Annotated in this window: 12 protein-coding genes; 2 read left to right on the top strand and 10 right to left on the bottom strand. The window is 69.2% G+C overall.

Annotation, left to right across the window (positions count from 1 at the left end):
- Window positions 1-195: 195 nt before the first annotated feature.
- The 6 genes from coaD to ACFYTS_RS05560 form a co-directional block, all read right to left on the bottom strand.
- Window positions 196-687, bottom strand: coding sequence for a pantetheine-phosphate adenylyltransferase (gene coaD / locus ACFYTS_RS05585; protein WP_357279122.1), 492 nt, complete (start codon window positions 685-687; stop codon window positions 196-198).
- Window positions 688-824: 137 nt separating this feature from the next.
- Window positions 825-1,874: an ABC transporter ATP-binding protein gene (locus tag ACFYTS_RS05580; protein WP_387301576.1), complete on the bottom strand. Its 1,050-nt coding sequence runs from the start codon at window positions 1,872-1,874 to the stop codon at window positions 825-827.
- Window positions 1,875-1,899: 25 nt separating this feature from the next.
- Window positions 1,900-2,700: a molybdate ABC transporter permease subunit gene (gene modB, locus ACFYTS_RS05575; protein ID WP_387301573.1), complete on the bottom strand. Its 801-nt coding sequence runs from the start codon at window positions 2,698-2,700 to the stop codon at window positions 1,900-1,902.
- Between the two features lie 46 nt (window positions 2,701-2,746).
- Window positions 2,747-3,535 carry a molybdate ABC transporter substrate-binding protein gene (gene modA, locus ACFYTS_RS05570; protein ID WP_387301570.1) on the bottom strand — a complete coding sequence of 263 codons (789 nt, stop codon included), beginning with the start codon at window positions 3,533-3,535 and terminating at the stop codon, window positions 2,747-2,749.
- A 5-nt stretch (window positions 3,536-3,540) separates the two neighbouring features.
- The gene (locus ACFYTS_RS05565) at window positions 3,541-3,942 is read right to left on the bottom strand and encodes a molybdopterin-binding protein (RefSeq protein WP_387301568.1); all 402 of its coding nucleotides are present in this window, start codon (window positions 3,940-3,942) and stop codon (window positions 3,541-3,543) included.
- A 41-nt stretch (window positions 3,943-3,983) separates the two neighbouring features.
- Window positions 3,984-5,153 carry a molybdopterin-binding protein gene (locus ACFYTS_RS05560; RefSeq protein WP_387301566.1) on the bottom strand — a complete coding sequence of 390 codons (1,170 nt, stop codon included), beginning with the start codon at window positions 5,151-5,153 and terminating at the stop codon, window positions 3,984-3,986.
- Window positions 5,154-5,459: 306 nt separating this feature from the next.
- Between ACFYTS_RS05560 and ACFYTS_RS05555 the strand changes: the two genes are divergently transcribed.
- Both ACFYTS_RS05555 and ACFYTS_RS05550 read left to right on the top strand, forming a co-directional pair.
- The gene (locus ACFYTS_RS05555; RefSeq protein WP_387301564.1) at window positions 5,460-9,656 is read left to right on the top strand and encodes a molybdopterin-dependent oxidoreductase; all 4,197 of its coding nucleotides are present in this window, start codon (window positions 5,460-5,462) and stop codon (window positions 9,654-9,656) included.
- Window positions 9,657-9,761: 105 nt separating this feature from the next.
- Window positions 9,762-10,145: a pyridoxamine 5'-phosphate oxidase family protein gene (locus ACFYTS_RS05550; protein ID WP_387301562.1), complete on the top strand. Its 384-nt coding sequence runs from the start codon at window positions 9,762-9,764 to the stop codon at window positions 10,143-10,145.
- Between the two features lie 36 nt (window positions 10,146-10,181).
- Here ACFYTS_RS05550 and ACFYTS_RS05545 read toward each other — a convergent pair whose 3' ends face one another.
- The 4 genes from ACFYTS_RS05545 to ACFYTS_RS05530 all read right to left on the bottom strand — a co-directional run bounded on the left by ACFYTS_RS05545 (window position 10,182) and on the right by ACFYTS_RS05530 (window position 16,265).
- Window positions 10,182-11,087 (bottom strand): hypothetical protein, encoded by a 906-nt coding sequence (locus ACFYTS_RS05545; RefSeq protein ID WP_387301560.1) that lies wholly within the window; start codon window positions 11,085-11,087, stop codon window positions 10,182-10,184.
- Window positions 11,084-12,208: an FAD-dependent oxidoreductase gene (locus ACFYTS_RS05540; protein WP_387301558.1), complete on the bottom strand. Its 1,125-nt coding sequence runs from the start codon at window positions 12,206-12,208 to the stop codon at window positions 11,084-11,086. Before ACFYTS_RS05540 ends, ACFYTS_RS05545 begins: the two co-directional genes overlap by 4 nt.
- A 92-nt stretch (window positions 12,209-12,300) precedes the next feature.
- Window positions 12,301-12,864: a 16S rRNA (guanine(966)-N(2))-methyltransferase RsmD gene (rsmD, locus tag ACFYTS_RS05535; protein WP_357279135.1), complete on the bottom strand. Its 564-nt coding sequence runs from the start codon at window positions 12,862-12,864 to the stop codon at window positions 12,301-12,303.
- A complete protein-coding gene (locus ACFYTS_RS05530) occupies window positions 12,861-16,265 on the bottom strand; it encodes a pyruvate carboxylase (protein ID WP_387301556.1) in 3,405 nt (1,134 codons plus the stop codon). Before ACFYTS_RS05530 ends, rsmD begins: the two co-directional genes overlap by 4 nt.
- Window positions 16,266-16,352: the final 87 nt, after the last annotated feature.

Genomic DNA, 16,352 nt, shown 5'->3' with positions numbered 1-16,352 from the left:
GCGGGGCGACAAGGCAGTCCCGGCGCGGGGGGCGGCAACGCACTCACAGCGGGGGCGACGAGGCAGTCCCGGCACGGGGACCTCGAGGCGGCCTGACCAAATGGGGTCACCGGGAAGACGGCGGCGGGGGCAGGCGGCTCGAATCCGGGTCCTCGCTGGGCCGTATGGGGTTGCGGCCCAGCGGGTTCCGGTCGGTCAGGCGTTGGCCTTGCGTTCGGCGATGCGGGCCATGAGGCGCTTGTGGACGGCCGGGGGCAGCAGGTCGGCGATGTCGCCGCCGAGCGTCGCGACCTCCTTGACCAACGAGCTGGAGACGAAGCTGTAGGCGGGGTTGGTGGCGATGAAGTAGGTGTCGACGCCGGTGAGCTTGCGGTTCATCTGCGCCATCTGGACTTCGTAGCCGTAGTCGGTGGCGTCGCGCAGGCCCTTGACGATCGCGGTGATGCCCTGCTGCTTGGCGAAGTCCACCAGCAGTCCGCGCCAGGATTCCACGCGCACGTTGGGCAGGTGGGCGGTCACCTCGCGGATCAGCTCCATGCGTTCCTCGACGGTGAACATCCCCTGCTTGTTGGGGTTCACCACCACGGTCACCACCACCTCGTCGAATTGCTCGGCGGCGCGGGCGATCACGTCGAGATGTCCGTTGGTCACCGGGTCGAAGGACCCGGGGCACAGTGCTCCAGCCATGGCCGCACGCTACCCCATCGCGCCCGGCTCCCGGCCTCCACCCCGGTCGGCGAAATACGATCTGCCCAGGTCAAGTTGCCTTTCCCCAGATGAATTCCCTCGGTGTCGAGAACCGATGCGGGTTTCGGTGGCGGCCTTCAGGCCGGGTAGCTGTGGATCTCGGTGGCCTTCACCGCCGCCCACAGCCGCAAGCCGGGTTGCAGGCGGAGTTCGGCGACGGCTGCCGGGGTGACATCGGCGAGCACGGACGGCGTCCCGTCGAGACGGACCCGAGTGGTGTTGGCGTGCTGCTCGATACCCGAAACGGTGACCGGCCACGCGTTGCGAGGGCTGCCGGAGGGTTGTTCGAGGTGCAGGCTGACGGCGGTGGGCGGGAAGGCCACGAACACGGGTCCGGTCGCCGGGTCCGCGACCATGAGCACGCCGCCGCCGTCGACGGCGACCGCTCCGCCGTCGGCGGTGCCTCGGAACAGATTGAGGCCGACCAGGTTCGCGACGTACTCCGAGCGGGGACGGCGGGCGATCTCGACCGGCGTGCCCTGTTGGACGACCGTGCCGCGCTCGAGGATGACCAGCCGGTCGGCCAGCACCATGGCGTCGAGCGGATCGTGGGTGACCAGCACGGTGTGGCCGGGGTAGTCGCGCAGATGGTGGGCGAGATCGGTGCGGACTTGCAGCCGGGTACTGGCATCGAGCGCGGCGAGCGGCTCGTCGAGCAACAGCAATTGGGGGTCGGTGGCCAGGGCGCGGGCCAGCGCCACCCGCTGGGCCTGACCGCCCGAGAGCGACCGAGGCGTGCTGTGCGCACGGTCGGCGAGGCCGACCCGATCCAGCCAGGTTTCGGCGCGAGCGCGGGCCTCGACGCGCCGGACACCCCGTGCGCGGAGCCCGAAGGCCACGTTCTCCTGGGCCGAAAGATGCTGGAACAGTAGATAATCCTGGAAGACGACGCCCACCGCGCGACGTTCGGCGGGCAGGAAGATCGCGGGCGGCGCGTCCCAGACCCGGTCGGACACCACGATCCGGCCGCCGGTGAGCGGTAGCAGACCCGCCAGCGCCCGCAACGCGGTGGTCTTTCCGGCCCCATTGGGACCCAACAGCGCGACGACCTCCCCGGGTTCGACGGTCAGGTCGACGTCGAGGCGGAATCGATCCCGCTCGACACGTAGTTCGGCCCGCAGTGTCATCGCGCTCCTCGCCGGGCCGTGCCGGTCACACCGCACCTCGAATCCAGCGTTCCCGCAGCGCGACCAGCACGCCGACCGACACCACCAGCAGCACCAGGCTGAGGACGATGGCGGCATCCGGATCGGTTTCCAGGGCGAGATAGACCGCCAGCGGCATGGTCGTCGTCTTCCCGGGGAAGTTGCCCGCGAAGGTGATGGTCGCGCCGAACTCGCCGAGCGCCCGCGCCCAGCACAGGACCCCGCCGGCGATCACGCCCGGCAGCACCGCGGGCAGGGTGACACGCCGGAAGGTGTACCAGGGGGTCGCGCCGAGCGTGGCGGCTGCCTCCTCATAACGGGTGTCGGCGGCCCGCAGCGCGCCTTCGACCGAGATCACCAGAAAGGGCATGGCCACGAACGCCTCCGCGACCACGACTCCCGGGGTGGTGAACGGAAGCGATACCCCGAACCAGTCGTACAGGTATTGCCCGAACAGCCCGCGGCGGCCGAAAACCAGCAGCAGCGCGACACCGCCGACCACCGGGGGCAGCACCAGCGGAACGGTCACCAGCGCCCGGATCAGCCCGCGGCCCGGCACGTCCGCGCGGGCCAGCAGCCAGGCCAGCGGGATCCCCAGCACGAGGCAGATCACGGTGGCCAGGCTCGCGCACAGCAGCGAGAGTCGCAGGGCCTGAGCGACTTCGGCGCTGAACAGCCGCGTGGTCAGAGTGGGCCAGGGGGCTCGCATCAGCAATCCGATCAGCGGAGCGATCAGGAAGGCCAGCGCGCAGACGGCGGGCAGCACGAGGACGAGGGGCCGTCGTCCTCGTGCAGCCCGCCGCCGCATCCCGGCTCGTGTCACCGGCACGACCCGGGATGGGTGACGGGACGCCTCACGAGGTTTCGAATCCGGCGGCGGCGAAGACCTGCTTGGCCTGGGCGGACTTGATGTAGTCGACGAAGGCCGCGGCGGCGGCCGCGTTGGGAGCCTTGGCCAGTGGCGCGATCGGATAGGCGTTGACGGCCTTGGCCGACTCGGGGAAGTCGATGCCCTCGACCTTGTCGCCCGCGGCCTTCACGTCGGTGCGGTACACCAGCGCGCCGTCCACCTCGCCGAGGGTCACCTTGGTGAGCACCGCCTTCACATCCTGTTCCCGGGTGTCGGGCTGCGGGGTGATGCCGGCGGCTTCGAAGACCTTCTTGGCGGCCGCGCCACAGGGCACCTGCTCGGCGCACAGCGCCAGCTTGGGCTCGGACTTGCCGAAATCGGCCAGTCCGGTGATGTGCCCCGGATTGCCCTTGGGCACCGCGATTTCCAGGCGGTTGCTGACGAAGGTGGCGGGCGTGCCGGTGACATCACCGGCGTCGACGACCTGCTGCATGTTGGCGGGCGCGGCCGAGGCGAACACGTCGGCGGGCGCCCCCTGCTTGATCTGCTCGGCCAGCGCGGAACTGGCCCCGAAGCTGTAGACCACCTTGACGCCCTGGTGCGCGGCTTCGAAGTCCTTGCCCAGCTTGGTGAACGTCTCGGTCAACGACGCCGCCGCGAACACGGTCACCGTGCCGCTGACCTGATCCGATCCGGCCGGAGTGTCCTTCTCGTCGTCGGAGCCGCAGCCGGCCAGACCGGCGGTGACGGCGAGTACGGCGGCGACCGCGCCGAGGCGACGGAATGTCTTCATCCTCATCAACTTTCTGGTACTTCGACCACGACATGGGTCGATTTCACCGAGGCGACGGCCACACTGCCGACCTCGAGCCCGAGTTCGTCCACGGACTCCCGGCTCAGCAGTGACACCAGCCGGAACGGCCCGGCCTGCATCTCGACCTGCGCCATCACCGTGTCCTTGACGATGCGAGTCACGATCCCCCGCATCCGGTTCCGCGCCGAGACCGCGACCGTGACACCGGGGTCCGGAGTTTCCGCGGACATACTGCGCAGCAGCTCCGCCAGATCCTGTCCGCGCACGCCCAAGCGGCCGTTGTCGAGCCGGGTCGACTTCAGCCGCCCCTGGTCGATCCAGCGGCGCACGGTGTCATCACTGACGCCCATCAGCGCGGCGGCCTCACTGATCCGCAAGTTCGTCACGATAGGCAGCATATTGCCGAGCCTGCGGCGCGCAAACCGGATCACCGGGGCAACGGCAACAATTCGACCAAGGCCCCGCGCCCGGCGCCCGGCGGCAGCAGGGCCAGCGCGTCGGCCCGCAGCAGATTCGCCAGATGCGCGGTCCCGGCCACCCCGGTGGCACGCCATACGCCGCCCTCGACCTGGCGGGCGGGCACGATGCGCAGCCGGTCGGAGGCGGGGATCGCCGCGTCGGCGATCCGGCCCCACAGTGCCGACGAGTCGCGCCGGTCCGTCAGCACGCGCACCAGCGCGGGTCCGGTCACCAGGGTCGACGCGATCGCCGCGAGGGGATTGCCCGGCAGGGCGAGCAGGGTGCGGCCATCGGGCAGCCGCGCCACCAGGTGGGAGCCGCCGGGGCGCATGTGGACGCCGTCGAACAGGACCTGGGCGCCGATCTCGGCCAGTACCTCGCGCAGGTGATCGGCGACGCCGCGCCCGGTCGCTCCGACCGTGATGGCGAGCTCGGCGTCGGTGTCGAGCTCGAACCAGGTTCGCAGCAACGCGCGGTCGTCGGGCAGCCTGGTCAGCCGGCCCATCCCGATATCGCAGTGCCGCAGGTAGAGCGGCAGCGCCGCGCCGAGCGAGTCGCGGACCTGTCCGGGCGCCAGCTCCCCGGACACTCGAATCTCGTCTCCCGTGATGAGCACATCGGCGCGCAATGGCCCGCGAACCATGGCGATCGGGGTTTCGGCGCTCTGCGCCACCGAGATCACAGCGGCGTCGACCCGGACCCCGGCGGGCGTCAATTCGTCTCCGTCGGACCAGGATTCGCCGCGCGGCCGCAGGTCATTGCGACGCGGGACGCCCGGCGCGAGCACCACGGTGGCCTGGCCCTCGATCCGTTCGATATGGGCGTGTTCCGAGCGCACCACGGCCGTGGCGCCGGCCGGAGCCAGGGCGCCGGTCGAGATACGAACGGCCTCACCGTCGGCGAGGGAGATCCGGGATCGCCGGCCCGCGACGCAGGTCCCGATCAGCAGCCGCCAGCGCGGTCCACGGCCGCTCACGGCGAACCCGTCCATGGCCGCCGTGTCGGCAGCCGGCAGCGCGGCCGTCGCGACCAGGGGCTCGGCCAGTGTCGCGCCCACCGCGTCCGCCAGGACCGCGTATCGCGACCCGATCGCGGACAGCTCCGAACTCAGCACGGCGTCGATTCCGTCCACGGTCACAGCGCAACCACTGACTGGCTCGATGGATCGGGATCGCAGGGTGCTCACGCATCCGCCCTTCACATGTCGGCGACTTTCTTGAAATCCTCAGTTTCGGAGATTTCACCCTGTTTTCTCCGCAGTTGCTTATCTGTTGCTACCTTCTCACCCTCATTCACGGTCGACTGTGCGGGCCGGGAAAACGCACAAACGGTCCCGCCGCACGGAGAGGCGAACGTAACCGCACCCGTGACCGGCCGGTAACAGCCCGTTCCTAGCGTGAGGAACACGGACCGAGTGCACGATGACGTGAAGGGGAGAACTGCGGTGGCGGCAACCGATTCCGGAGCAGCGACAGGCACGGTGCGCACAGTGTGCTCGTACTGCGGCGTGGGATGCGGGATCACGCTGGAACTCGACCACGGACCGGACGGCAATCGGATCCGGAAAGCCGCCGGGGACAAGGCGCATCCGGCCAACGCGGGCCGTTTGTGCACCAAGGGCGGCAGCCATGCCGACCTGATGGCCGCCGGCGGCCGGATGACCACCGCGCTCGTCCGCGCCGAGCGCGGTATGCCGCCGGAAACGACTCCGCTCGACACCGCCATCGCCGCGACCGCGGCTCGTCTGCGTGCCCTGGTCGACGAACACGGTCCGGACGCGGTGGCCTTCTACGTCTCGGGTCAGATGACCCTGGAGGCACAGTATTTGGCGAACAAGCTGGCCAAGGGATTCATCGGAACCAATCAGATCGAATCCAACTCGCGGCTGTGCATGGCCAGCGCGGGCAGCGGGTACAAGCTCTCGCTCGGCGCGGACGGTCCGCCGGGCTCCTACGACGATTTCGACCACGCCGACGTGTTCTTCGTCATCGGCGCGAATATGGCCGACTGTCACCCGATTCTGTTCCTGCGCATGATGGATCGGGTCAAGGCGGGCGCGAAGCTGATCGTGGTCGATCCGCGCCGCACCGCCACCGCCGACAAGGCCGATCTGTTCCTGCAGATCAAGCCGGGTACCGATCTGGCGCTGCTGAACGGCCTGCTGCATTTGCTGATCGAGGACGGTCACACCGACCCGGATTTCATCGCCGAGTTCACCGAGGGCTGGGAGACGATGGCGGACTTCGCGAGCGACTACCCGCCCGCCGCCGTCGCCGAGATCACCGGGCTCGCCGCCGACGATATCCGCCGCGCGGCCGAGCTGATCGGCACGGCCGGTGAGTGGACGAGCTGCTGGACCATGGGCCTCAATCAGTCCACGCACGGCACCTGGAACACCAACGCCCTGGTCAACCTACACCTGGCGACCGGCGCCATCTGCCGGACGGGCAGCGGCCCGTTCTCGCTGACCGGCCAGCCCAATGCGATGGGCGGCCGCGAAATGGGCTACATGGGACCGGGACTGCCCGGGCAGCGTTCGGTCCTGGTCGACCAGGACCGGGAGTTCATCGAGCAACTGTGGAAGCGGCCGGCGGGCACGCTGCGCACCGATGTCGGCACCGGCACCATCGACATGTTCTCCCGCATGGCCGCCGGTGAGATCAAGGCCTGCTGGATCATCTGCACCAATCCCGTTGCCACGGTGGCCAATCGCAAGACCGTCCTGGCGGGGCTGGAGGCCGCCGAACTGGTGATCACCCAGGACGTCTTCACCGAGACCGAGACCAACGCCTATGCCGACGTCATCCTGCCCGCCACCCTGTGGGTCGAGGGCGAAGGCGTGATGATCAATTCCGAACGCAACCTCACCCTGGTCCGGAGATCGATTCCGGCGCCTGGGGAAGCACTCCCGGATTGGCGGATCATCGCTCGAATCGCTTGTGCCATGGGCTATTCCGACGCCTTTACCTATATCGACGCGGAGGAGGTCTTCGAGGAGATCAAGCGCGTGTGGAATCCGAAGACCGAATACGACCTGCGCGGCGCCACCTACGATCGGCTGCGCGAAGGCCCGCTGCAATGGCCGATCGCGCCGGAAGGACCGGCGCGCAACCCGATTCGCTACCGGAACGACGGCAGCAGCCGGCCGCGGCAGGTTCGTGCGGACGGCGCGACGCCGCGCCTGTGGTTCCCCACCGCATCCGGTCGCGCACAGTTCTTCCCCCGCCCGCACCTGCCCGCCGCCGAACTGCCCGATGACGACTACCCGTTCGTGCTCAACACCGGCCGGGTGCAGCACCAATGGCACACCCTGACCAAGACCGGCCGAGTGGCCAAGCTCAACAAGCTCAATCCCGGGCCCTTTATCGAGATCCATCCCGATGACGCGGCGGAACTCGCGGTCGCCGAAGGTGATTGGGTCGAGGTGGCGTCCCGGCGCGGCCGCGCCGTGTTACCGGCCGTGGTGACCGATCGAGTGCGGATCGGCACCACCTTCGCACCGTTCCACTGGAACGACCTGTTCGGCGAGTATCTCACCGTCAACGCCGTCACCAACGACGCCGTGGACCCGATCTCCTTTCAACCGGAGTTCAAGGTCTGCGCGGTCACTCTGGCCAAGGTCGCCGCACCGGTTCCGCCCGAACCCGCGGCGGCCCCCGCACCCGACATCAGCTCAGCACCCGCCCTCACCGCCGCTCTCGCGCCCGCGCGCAGCGACGATCGCGTGCTGGCGGCAGCCGCGCTGCTCGGCATCACCGAGCTGAGCACGCCCGCTCTCACCGACCTCGAATCCGCCTACCTGTCCGGGTTTCTCGCGGGAGTGCGGCAGACCGGTGAGACCGACACGATCCCGGCCGTCCCCGTCGCGAATCCACTGCGCCCCACCGTCACGGCCTGGGTCGACGGCATGCTCGCGGGCATGTTCACGCCGCACGCCCGGGTCACCCCGGCGGGGGCTGTCGCGACGCTCGCACCGGCCGCCGTCCAGGTCTGCGAGCCCTCGACGCCGGAGGCTGTCACGCCGACCCGCCCGCTGGTGATTCTGTGGGCCTCACAGACCGGCACTGCGGAGGATTTCGCCACCGGGACTCTCGCCCAGACACTCACCGCGCGGAATCTGGCCCCGGCCGTGCACGCCATGGACTCGATCTCCGCGGCCGACCTGCCCCGAGCCGCCGACCTCATCGTCGTGAGCAGCACCTTCGGCGACGGCGATGCTCCCGACAACGGGGCGGGATTCTGGGAGTCCCTCACGGCCCTGTCCGAATACACCTTCTCCGGAACCCGATTCGCGGTGCTCGCCTTCGGGGACTCGAACTACGACGCGTTCTGCGGCCACGGCAGACGCCTCGACAGCCGGCTGGCCGAACTCGGCGCCGAACGGCTGATCCCCCGTGTCGATTGCGAACCGGACTTCGACGACTCCGCCGCGGCGTGGCTCGAACAACTGCTCCCGGCCCTCACCCCGCCCACCGGCCATCCGGCGATCGGGACGCCGGCTCCCGCACCGGCTGTCACCACCCGTCCCGAATCCGGCGGGCCATCCGGCCGGCTGGTGGGCAATCGGCTGCTGAGCCTGCCCGGCGCGCAGAAGGAGGTCCGCCAGTTCAGCTTCGATCTGACCGGAACCGAGCTGAGCTACGACGTCGGCGATGCCCTCGGAGTGCGGCCGTTCAACGATCTGGGGCTGGTGTGGGAGTTCCTGGCGGTCACCGGGCTCGATCCCGCCGCCGTGGTCGAGGTTCCGAAGGTCGGCCCCGTGCCGCTGTCCATCGCCTTGGAGGAACATCTCGACCTCACCAAGGTGACGCCCGACCTGCTGAAGTATCTGGCCGAGTGCACGGCCGATCCGTATCTGCGGACCTTGCTGCGCCAGGACAACAAAGGCGAACTGGCGAAATGGCTGTGGGGCCGGCAACCGGTCGACATCGCCGCCGATTATCCGGTGCCGGCGGACCCGCAACGGTGGGCCGATATGTTCAAACGCATTCAGCCGCGCCTGTATTCGATCTCGTCGAGTCCGCTGGCGGACCCGGCGATCGTGCGCACCACGGTCTCGGTCATCCGCTATCCCGGTCCGACGGGCCGACCGCGGGGCGGACTCTGTTCGGCCTATCTGGCGGACGCGGAGCACAACCAGCCACTGGCGCTGCACATCCAGCGCTCGCCGCACTTCCGACCGCCCGACGATCCGGCCGTCGCCGCCGTCATGATCGGGCCCGGCACCGGCGTCGCGCCGTTCGTCGGGTTCCTCGAACACCGGCGGGCTCGGGGCGATCTTGCCCCCAACTGGCTGTTCTTCGGTGAACAACACCGCGCCACCGACTTCTACTATCGCGAGGAACTCGAGCAGCTCCAGCGGCACGGCGTCCTCACCCACCTCGATCTCGCCTTCTCCCGGGACCAGCGCGCGAAGGTCTACGTCCAGGACCGCATGCGGGAACACGGTGCGCGACTGTGGAATTGGATCGATTCCGGCGCACACTTCTACGTCTGCGGCGACGCGGCGCGGATGGCCAAGGACGTCGATCTCGCCTTGCGGGAGATCATCGCCCACCACGGGAACCTGGATACCGACGACGCCGACGCCTACGTCAAGAAGCTCGCGGCCGAGAAACGCTACGTGCGTGACGTGTACTGACCCCACATATCCGAATAACCTCATCTACGGCAAACAGAGGACGGAAGTACCTCATTCACGGAACAATCCCCCTATTCGGTCCGAAATCTCGACTACCCTGAGTGAATGAGCGAGCAGGACTTCCCGCCCGAGCTGGCAGCGATCGTCGGCCGATACGAACTCGCTTTCCTGGTCAGCATCGGAGGCCTGGGACCGCACACCACACCCCAGCATCCGATCCTGAGCGGCAACCGATTCCAGATCACCGCCCCCGGACCCGCGACCTGCCGCAATATCGCGGCCCACCCCGCGGTGACCCTGCTCTGGCCTCCTGTCGAGCCCGACGGGCACGTGCTGATCATCGACGGCCATGCGGTCCTGCACGATCACACCCTGGACGTCATCCCCACCCACGCCATCCTCCATCACACCGGCACCCCCGAAGCCATGAGCCGGCGCTGCTCCGACTGCCGCCGCTTCCACCTCGCACCGCCCTACGCATTGAGCTGAGCCGCATCCCCCCGTCCTGGCGGGCGGTCCCGTTCCTCAGGGCTGGTGGGCCGGAAGGTCGTCGAGGTGGATGCGGTTCTGGAGGAAGCCTGTGAGCCAGACGTCGTCGAGGGTGGGGTTGTGTTCGGCGTCGATCATGCCGGGTTCGGCGTCGGGGATGACGGGGCGTTCGCTCATGATGGCGCGGCCGAGCAGGTGGGAGCCGTCCCAGGTCTGGCGGATGCCGAAGCCCGCGTGGGTGTCGCGGAAGGTCTGCATGTGCGGGAAGATCTCCGAGCAGCTCGGCTCGGTGCCGTCGGCGCGGGTGAAGTTGACGAACAGCCGATTCGTGCGCATGCCGACCTCGGCGTTGTAGACGTGGCCGACGCGCGCGAGATCGACCAGGACGATGGGCGTGGTGATCGTCGAGGGGCTGGTGCCCGCGTCCAAGGGGAATATCGAATACAGCCAGCGCAATTCACGACCGGCCTGGGTGACGTGATAGTGATGCCACACTTTTCGCAGCGGGGCGAGCTGTTGCTCGTCGGAGATGAACCGCGCGGACAGGGAACCGGCCAGGGTATTCCGGATGCTGTCGTGGGATGCCCGGGCGGAACCGCCGATCCCGTCGGCGACATCGGTCAGCCGCTCGGTCACGGCCGTCAGGACCCGCGAGTTCTCGGCGACGACATCGGACATCATGCGCGAGACCGCGCTGAGGCCGCGTTCGACGTTGGTGCGGGAGAAGAGATCCTGCATCGACGCGCCGACAATGCCGCCGCCCACCGCGGTCAGCGCTCCGGCGATGATGGTGTCGATCGGGGCGACGACCTTGCCGCCGGAACTCGAGATGATGCCCCACATCGAGCCCAGGACGGTGACGAGGATTCCGATGATCAGCGTGACTTTGGCGGCGGTATTGCTGCTCACCGGCGGCTCGGGCGGCGGGGTCGGGGTGGTCATGGCCGCGCCTCGGTGGAGGCGGCGGACAGCTGGAATCGGGGTACCGGCGCCGCGTCGGTGCAGGCGAGCTGCGCGGCCAGGTGGCCGCTGGTGATGGTGAATTTGAAGCCGTGCCCGGAGCAGGCGCTCAGCAGCACCGCCGCGCCGCCCGGCAGGCGGTCGATCACGAAATCCTTTGCTGCCGTGTTCGTGTAGTGGCAGGTCCGGACTTCGCGGAGGGTGAGTTGCCGGGAGTTCAGGGCCAGCCGTTCGCGCAGATACTCGAGTTGCGCGTCGACCGACGCCTTCAGTTCGGCGTCCTCGATCGGCTGGTCGGCGTCCACGATGGTCGCGGGCTCGTGGACGCCCATGATCTGTACACCGTTGCCCGCGTTGACCATCCCGTACCACTCGTCGGCCGTGACGTCCATCCAGCTGCACCCGCGGCCGTCCGCGATGGGCTCGGTCGATTCGCAGACGATCTGATATTGGCGGGTGACGGTGATACTAGCGGCGGCAGCCGGTGCGAATCGCCCGAATTGTCCACCGGCGGCGATGATCACGCGATCCACGCGCACCGGCCCGTCCGATGTCACCACCGTGACGGCGCCGCCCGTCTCGTCGATCGCCGAGACGGCGGCATGCTCGCGGAGGGTCACGCCGAGCGCCCGCGCCCGTATCGCGAGCGCGGGCAGCACCGATGCCGGAGTCATCATCCCGGCACTGCGTTCGTAGACGCCGATTTCCCCGGCGCGCAGACGCAATCCGGTCCGCGTGGCCGACGCACCGCCGGTGAGGATTTCGCAGTCCTGCCCCGACCGTTCGAGCGATGCGATGACCGCGTCGGTCCCCGATTCCCCGCCGATCCCGAAGTGCAGCATCCCGCACAGATCGATCAACGACGTTCCGGTGTCGTGCTCGAGCCGCTCCCAGCGTGGCCGGGTATCGCGCATCAGCTCGGCGTAGAACGGGTCCGTGTAACCGAACCTGATGATCTTCGACCGTCCCGCGGAGGCCGCGGAGTCGGCGCCGATGGCGCTCCGATCGAATCCGATGACCGACCACCCGAGTTCCGCGGCCGCCAGGCACGCGGACAGCCCCGCGGCCCCCAGGCCGATGACGGCAACGCGTCCTGTGCGCACCGCTGGAACCCCCTCACCGCGATCGCTCACCCCGAGGTGATTCTATCGATCGGGGCCGGGGTACACCGGCCGAAACTGCGAAAGCCCTTGTGTCAGTAGGCTTCGGCGAATTCTGCGAAGTCGAGGCGGGTCTCGCCGTAGGTGCGGGACTTCAGAGGTACGAAGCCGTCGGGCCAGACCACTTCGGGTGAGCGGGTAGAGCGTTCGACGACGATGAGGGCGTCGTCGTGGAGCCAGCCGTGCTCGGCCAGCGAGCGCAGGTCGGATTGCACGTCGGCGACGTCGAGGTCGTAGGGCGGATCCGAGAAGACCAGGTCGTAGCGTTCAGGGGCAGCGCCCGAGAGAACGGAGGCGACGCTGTTCTGGCGGAGTTCCGCCCCGGGGAGGCCGAGGTCGCCGATATTGCCGCGGATGATGGCGGCGGCCTTGCGGTCCGCCTCGATCAGGAGGGCATGGGAAGCGCCGCGGGACAGCGCTTCCAGGGCCAGGGCCCCCGAGCCCGCGTAGAGGTCGAGGACGTGCAGGCCGTCGAAATCCATGCGGGCGTGCAGGAAGCTGAACAGGGCCTCGCGCACGCGGTCGGAGGTGGGGCGGGTGCCCGCCGGGGGGACGCGTAGGCGTCGGCCCCCGGCGGTACCTGCCACGATGCGGGTCATTCGGCGGCGGTCTCGTTCAGGTTCACGTCGACGAGCAGGTCGCCGCCCTCCACCTGCTGGACCTTGGCGATGGCGACGCGGCGCACCACACCACCGCGCGGGGCGGTGATGGCGGCTTCCATCTTCATGGCCTCGATGGTGCCGATGGTGTCACCCGCGGACACCGAATCGCCTTCGGAGACGGCCAGGGTCACCACACCGGCGAACGGGGCGGCGATGTGACCGGCGTTGTTCCGGTCGGCCTTCTCCGCCGCCGGGATCTCGCTGGCGATGGAGCGGTCGCGCACCTGGATGGGGCGCAGCTGCCCGTTGAGGATGCACATGACCGAGCGCATGCCGCGCTCGTCGGGCTCGGAGATGGCTTCCAGGCCGATCAGCAGGGTGACGCCCTTGTCCAGCTGGACGTGGTGTTCCTCGTCGTGGCGCAGGCCGTAGAAGAACTGGTTGGCCGACAGCCCGGTGGTGTCGCCGTACTTCTCGCGGTGGGCGATGAATTCGGCGGTGGGTCCAGGGAACAGCAGCCGGTTGAGGGTGGCGCGGCGTTCGGCGGAGGTGCCGTTCAGTCCGGCCTCGTCGGCGGCGGTGAGCTGGGTTTCCGGCTTGGCGGGACCGCGGCCCTCGAGGGCGCGGCTGCGGAACGGCTCGGGCCAGCCACCGGCCGGGGTGCCGAGTTCGCCACGCAGGAAGCCGATCACCGAGTCCGGGATGTCGTAGCGGGCGGGGTCGGCGGCGAAGTCGTCGACGTCGACGCCGCTGCCGACCAGCGCCAGCGCCAGGTCGCCGACCACCTTGGAGGACGGGGTGACCTTGACCAGGCGGCCCAGCATCCGGTCCGCCGCGGCATATTTCGCCTCGACCTCCTCGAACTGGTCACCCAGGCCCAGCGCGATGGCCTGCTGGCGCAGGTTCGACAGCTGCCCGCCGGGGATCTCGTGGTGGTAGACGCGGCCCGTCGGGCCCGGCAGCCCGGACTCGAAGGGCGCGTACACCTTTCGCAGCGCTTCCCAGTACGGCTCGAGGTCGCACACGTTCTGCAGGTTCAGCCCGGTGTCGTAGGGCGAGTTCGCGGCCGCGGCGACGATGGCCGAGAGCGCGGGCTGCGAGGTGGTGCCCGCCATGGGCGCGGACGCGCCGTCCACGGCGTCGGCCCCGGCCTGCCAGGCGGCGAGGTAGGTGGCCAACTGGCCGCCCGGGGTGTCGTGGGTGTGCACGTGCACCGGCAGGTCGAACTCCCGCCGCAGTGCCGTGACCAGGGTGGACGCGGCGGGCGCGCGCAGCAGACCGGCCATGTCCTTGATGCCGATGACGTGCGCCCCGGCCTCGACGATCTGCTCGGCGAGCTTGAGGTAGTAGTCGAGGGTGTAGAGGTCCTCGTTCGGGTTGGACAGGTCGCCGGTGTAGGACAGCGCGACTTCGGCCAGGGCCGTGCCGGTTTCGCGGACGGCGTCGATGGCCGGGCGCATCTGGTCGACATTGTTGAGCGCGTCGAAGATGCGGAAGATGTCGATGCCGGTGCCGGTGGCCTCGGAAACGAAAGCGCGCGTGACCTTCTCGGGGTACGGCGTGTAGCCGACGGTGTTGCGGCCGCGCAGCAGCATCTGCAGGTTGATGTTCGGCACGGCTTCGCGCAGCGCGGCGAGCCGCTCCCACGGGTCCTCGTAGAGGAAGCGCAGCGCCACGTCGTAGGTCGCGCCGCCCCAGCATTCGATGGACAGCAGTTCGGGCGTCATGCGCGCCACGTGCCCGGCCACGTCGAGCAGGCCGTTGGTGCGTACCCGGGTGGCGAGCAGCGACTGGTGCGCGTCACGGAAGGTGGTGTCGGTGACGGCCACGCCCTCCCGGTTGCGCAGCCACTGCGAGAAGCCTTCGGGGCCGAGCTCGAGCAGCCGTTGCCGCGAGCCCGCCGGCGGCGGCACGGTCAGGTCGAGAGCGGGCAGCTTGTCGTGCGGGTACACCTTGGTCGGCCGTGAGCCGTGCGGCTTGTTCACGGTGATGTCGGCCAGGTAGTTGAGGATCTTGGTGCCGCGGTCCGCGGAGCTCTTCAATGTGAGCAGCTGCGGCCGCTCGTCGATGAACGACGTGGTGACCCGGCCGGCCCGGAAGTCCGGGTCGTCGAGCACCGCCATCAGGAACGGGATGTTGGTCGTCACGCCGCGGATGCGGAACTCGGCGACCGCGCGCCGGGCCCGCGCCACCGCGGCGGTGAAGTCGCGGCCGCGGCAGGTCAGCTTGACCAGCATGGAGTCGAAGTAGGCGCCGACCTCCGCGCCGACGTTCGCGCCACCGTCGAGGCGCACGCCCGCGCCGCCCGGGGAGCGGTAGCCGGTGATGCGGCCGGTGTCGGGGCGGAAGCCGTTGGCCGGGTCCTCGGTGGTGATGCGGCACTGCAGGGCGGCGCCGCGAATGTGGATGGCGTCCTGGCTCAGGCCGAGATCCGCGAGGCTCTCCCCCGCCGCGATGCGCAGCTGTGACTGCACCAGGTCGACGTCGGTGATCTCCTCGGTCACGGTGTGCTCGACCTGGATGCGCGGGTTCATCTCGATGAACACGTGGTTGCCGCGCTCGTCGAGCAGGAATTCCACGGTGCCCGCGCAGGAGTAGCCGATCTGCTCGGCGAAGGCCACGGCGTCCGCGCAAATGCGGTCGCGCAGTGCGGGATCCAGGTTCGGGGCGGGCGCGAGCTCGATCACCTTCTGGTGTCGGCGCTGCAGCGAGCAGTCGCGCTCGTAGAGGTGGATGACATTGCCGTGCTGGTCGGCGAGGATCTGCACCTCGATGTGGCGGGGGTTGACCACCGCCTGCTCGAGGAACACGGTCGCGTCGCCGAAGGCTGATTCGGCCTCGCGCGCGGCGGCCTCGATGGACTCGCGCAGCTGGGCCGGGTCCGCGACGCGGCGCATACCGCGACCGCCGCCACCGGCGACGGCCTTCACGAACAGCGGGAACTCCATCGACTCCGAGGCCGTCATCAGCGCGTCCACGTCGGCGGACGGCTCGCTGGACTTCAGGACCGGCAGTCCGGCGGCCTTGGCCGCGGCGATGGCGCGGGCCTTGTTGCCGGTCAGTTCGAGCACCGAGGCGGCCGGGCCGATGAAGGTGATGCCCTCGCGGGCACAGGCGGCGGCCAGGTCCGGGTTCTCCGACAGGAAGCCGTAGCCGGGGTAGATGGCGTCCGCGCCCGCGCTCTTGGCGGCCTCGATGATGCCCTCGACCGACAGATACGCGCGGACGGGGTGACCGGGCTCACCGATCTGGTACGCCTCGTCGGCCTTGAGCCGGTGCACGGAGTTGCGGTCCTCGTACGGAAAAACCGCGACGGTACCGATGCCGAGTTCGTAGGCCGCGCGGAAGGCGCGAATGGCGATCTCGCCGCGGTTGGCGACCAGGACTTTGGAGAACATGCGTAGAAGGTACCTGCCCGGGGATACGGATCGGGCATCGAAGTCCCGTTCGGTGCAATCTTCACAGGCCGGGCTCTCCGCTTGCGA

Origin of the sequence: Nocardia sp. NPDC004151, from assembly GCF_042874235.1 — a bacterium.
Lineage (GTDB): Bacteria > Actinomycetota > Actinomycetes > Mycobacteriales > Mycobacteriaceae > Nocardia.
This window is presented reverse-complemented; position numbering and strand designations above follow the sequence as displayed.